This window comes from Phyllobacterium sp. P5_D12 (assembly GCF_054049495.1).
Genome location: NZ_JBFUMG010000484.1, coordinates 1 through 3,386, shown reverse-complemented (window position 1 = coordinate 3,386; position 3,386 = coordinate 1). Strand labels below are relative to the sequence as shown.

At 56.3% G+C, this 3,386-nt stretch carries 4 protein-coding genes; 2 read left to right on the top strand and 2 right to left on the bottom strand.

Going from position 1 to position 3,386, the window contains the following annotated elements; all coding sequences use genetic code 11:
* A partial coding sequence (locus tag ACXJ5O_RS22215) for an RraA family protein (RefSeq protein ID WP_457301788.1) occupies positions 1–238 on the bottom strand: 238 nt, incomplete at its 3' end.
* A gap of 54 nt (positions 239–292) precedes the next feature.
* Positions 293–1,309: a hydroxyacid dehydrogenase gene (locus tag ACXJ5O_RS22210; RefSeq protein WP_457301787.1), complete on the bottom strand. Its 1,017-nt coding sequence runs from the start codon at positions 1,307–1,309 to the stop codon at positions 293–295.
* Positions 1,310–1,444: 135 nt separating this feature from the next.
* On the opposite strand from ACXJ5O_RS22210, the gene ACXJ5O_RS22205 reads away from it, so the two are divergent.
* Together ACXJ5O_RS22205 and ACXJ5O_RS22200 are read left to right on the top strand one after the other, a co-directional pair.
* Complete coding sequence (locus ACXJ5O_RS22205) at positions 1,445–2,140, top strand: IclR family transcriptional regulator (protein WP_457301786.1); 696 nt, start codon at positions 1,445–1,447, stop codon at positions 2,138–2,140.
* Positions 2,141–2,192: 52 nt separating this feature from the next.
* A complete protein-coding gene (locus ACXJ5O_RS22200) occupies positions 2,193–3,152 on the top strand; it encodes a Bug family tripartite tricarboxylate transporter substrate binding protein (RefSeq protein ID WP_457301785.1) in 960 nt (319 codons plus the stop codon).
* Positions 3,153–3,386: the final 234 nt, after the last annotated feature.

Below are 3,386 nucleotides of genomic sequence, written 5' to 3'. Positions count from 1 at the left end.
CGCCAGGCTCAGCGATATCCAGCGCCTTATGTACCATCAGATTGTCGCCCGGGCGGGATTTAACGGTGATCGCTGGGCCCACCATCCGCGCACCCTGATAATAGGGGCGTAGCGATGCGCCTCCAGCAGCCATGCGGGACATCACGTCGCTTACGTTTGCTACTGGCAAATCAGAAAATTTGTTGACCCAGTTGCTGTCAACCTTGCGCTGCCGCTTACACACTTTGAAGCCTAGCATCTTATTATCTCCGAATGTTGTATTTTATAGGATTTTCCGCTTCTCTACCGTGCTTCAGCTGACGTCCTGGTTGGCCAACGCGCGACGGTCGAATGCCTTGCCGTTAAGGACATCGATGATGTTCTGTGCGCTCTGCAAAGCCATATTCCGCAAGGCCGAACGGCTGGCTCCACCTACGTGCGGCGTCGCTAAAAGGTTTGGCAACATCCAGAATCTATGGTCCTTGCTGGGGGGCTCCTCCTCGAAACTATCGAGCGCAGCCCCGGCGATGACACCATTGGTCAGGGCCTCGTATAACGCCTTCTCATCAACGACAGCTCCACGCGCTGTGTTGACCAGAAAAGCTGTGGATTTCATCCATGAGAGACGTTCATGATTGATGAGATGATGGGTTTCCGAGGAAAGCGGGCAATGCAGGCTCACCACATCACTCTGCGAAAGGATCTCTTTCAGGTCGCGGGTGACAGAGATCCCGTCCGCACCGCTCGCGTACGGATCGTAAGCCCGTGCCTCCATTCCGATGCTTTGTGCAAGTTTTGCGGTCCGCCTGCCGATTTCGCCAAAGCCGATGACACCAAAACGGACCCCTGCGAGGTCGCGGCCGATGTACCTGGTCTTCGGCCAACCACCGCTTTTCACGGTGTTGTTCAAGATGCATATGTCTTTCATCAGGCTTACAGAAAGTGTGAGAGCGAGTTCTGCGACAGACTGAGCATTTGCACCAAGAGCCCGAAGAACGGGAACATTGCGGGCGCTCGCAGCTGCAAGGTCAATATTGTCGACGCCGCTGCCGTGCTTTGCGATGACACGCAAGCAGGAAGAGGCATTTATGACGTTCGCGTCAATATTTCCCTGGCGAACCAGGATTGCGTCTACCGTTTCCTTGGCAGCGATTTCGGCCAGCTTCTCGGATCCGCTATAGCCGTCGGCGTAGATTGACCTGATGGAACTTTTCTCGAGGAGTTCGTTGGCCCGTGTGTCGATTTCTCCACCAGTGATCAAAACAACCCACTGACGCGAGGGATCCTGATCGAGATCTCCACTGGCCTTCATATGACTGATTTCACTCATAAAAACTCTCCCAAGAATACCGCCTTTGCTCAAAACTGCAGCTGCGATTGACGAATCTTCAATATACGGTATTGTACTAAATGAAAAGGTGTTGTACCTAGTACAACCTACACATCTTTTGAGGGAGGTTAACCCATGCCGGGCAATTCATCGGGAGTAGCGGCCGTCGAACGTGCAGTTTCCATACTTGGGGCGTTTACCGACGTTGATTCGGGGCTAACGCTAGGCGAGCTCGCGCGCCGCACAGAACTGGACAAGTCCACGGTGCTGCGCATCGCCCGCTCATTGGCAAAATCTTCGATCCTGGTGCGCAACGATGACGCCAGCTGGCGGCTCGGCCCCGAACTCGCGCGCCTCGGAGCTCTCTATGAGTCAACTTTCAAGGCCTCGGCGGTATTGGAGCCTCTCCTTGCTGAGATCAGCGAGGCGAGCGGCGAAAGCGCCGCCGTTTATGTCAGGGAAGGCGATTCGCGTGTTTGCCTTCACCGTCACGATTCCAATCAATCGATCCGGCACTCCGCGCGCGTCGGAGACGCCCTGCCGCTAGACCGCGGTGCTCCAGGGCGTGTCATTCTGGCCTTCTCAGGCACACCGGGGCATATCTATGACGAGATCAGGGAACGCGGCTACCACGCGACGATCGGTGAGCGCGACCCACAAGTCGCGAGCCTTGCCGTTCCAATTTATCGCGACGGTCGCAAACTGTTTGGTTCAATGGCTTTAACTGGGCCGACACCCCGCTTTACCGAAGACGCGATCAACAGAAATCTGAAGATTCTCCGTACGGCTGCCCGCAAGTTGAGCGCGGCCATGGGCGGAGAACCCGGTTAGGTGTTTTTGGCGGGTGCCGGGCCCGCTCGTCGTTCCAGGGAGGAACTTAAGAGTGAACCTTTCGAAAATTGCAGTACTGGCAGCTGGCACGATCCTTGCGGCCGCGGGAAGCGCCCATGCGGAATGGCCGAATGACAGACCAATCCAAATGATAGTTGCGTTCGCACCGGGCGGAAGCACGGATGTCATGGCTCGTGCCATGGAGCCTTTCCTCGAGAAGGAACTCGGAGCTGACATCGTAATAGAAAACCGCCCTGGAGCTTCAGGTGAAATCGCCTACACCGCTCTCGCGAAGGCAAAACCGGACGGGTATACGTTCTCCTACATCAATACCCCGGGCTTTCTTTCGATGCAGGTTCAAAGGAAACTTGGCTATGATCCGAAGACTATAAAGCCCATCGCGCGCATCGTCGACGACCCCGCGGCAGTCGTTGTCCCAGAAGCTTCCGACATCAAGACCCTTGGCGACTTCGTCGCCGCGGCAAAGGCCAAGCCTGGGGCTGTGTCTTTTGGTTCATCGGGCATCGGAACCGACGATCACCTGGCAATCATCATATTGGGAGCCGTAGCTGGCGTGCAGATTACTCATATTCCTTTCAATGGTGCAGGAGAGACGCGCACGGCAATTCTCGGCTCCCAGGTTACAGGTGGCGGCCTCAATATCAGCGAGTTTGCCGGAAACGACATTTCGGGCCTGCGGATGATTGCTCAATTCGGAAACGAGCGCTCCAAGCAGCTGTCGGATGTTCCCACAGCCATCGAATCGGGATTTGACGTTGAGATGACTTCGGAACGTGGCATCGCAGCGCCGAGCCAAGTACCCGAAGAGATTTCCGAGCGCTTCGCTGCCGCCGTGAAAGCAACAATCGACAACCCAGAGTTCCAGAAACAGGCGGAAAAACTAGCATTGCCCTTGGCGTACCTAAGCGGTCCAGATTGGGAAAAGGCGATGCCGGCTCGCCTCGCCCGCTTCCAGAAAATATGGAACGAAACACCATGGGTGCAGCAATGAACCCGCGGGCTCCCTCCCGAAGAGGAGACCTTCCCGACGTACTTGCAGGGACTTTGATGATCTCGCTCGGAGCGCTTGGCCTATGGGCCGGGCGCGACCTGACATACGGAAGTCCGGCAATGATGGGGCCCGGCTTCCTGCCAGCGTCCCTATGCACKATTATGGCGCTGATCGGCGGGTTCGTTCTCGTCAAGGGATTGTCGAAGCCCGCAGAGTCGATGGGTGCTCTCAATC

Excerpts from the sequence above, each read along its gene's own strand:
- ACXJ5O_RS22205 (WP_457301786.1), top strand. The coding sequence starts at position 1,445 with ATGCCGGGCAATTCATCGGGAGTAGCGGCCGTCGAACGTGCAGTTTCC.
- ACXJ5O_RS22210 (WP_457301787.1), bottom strand. The coding sequence starts at position 1,309 with ATGAGTGAAATCAGTCATATGAAGGCCAGTGGAGATCTCGATCAGGAT.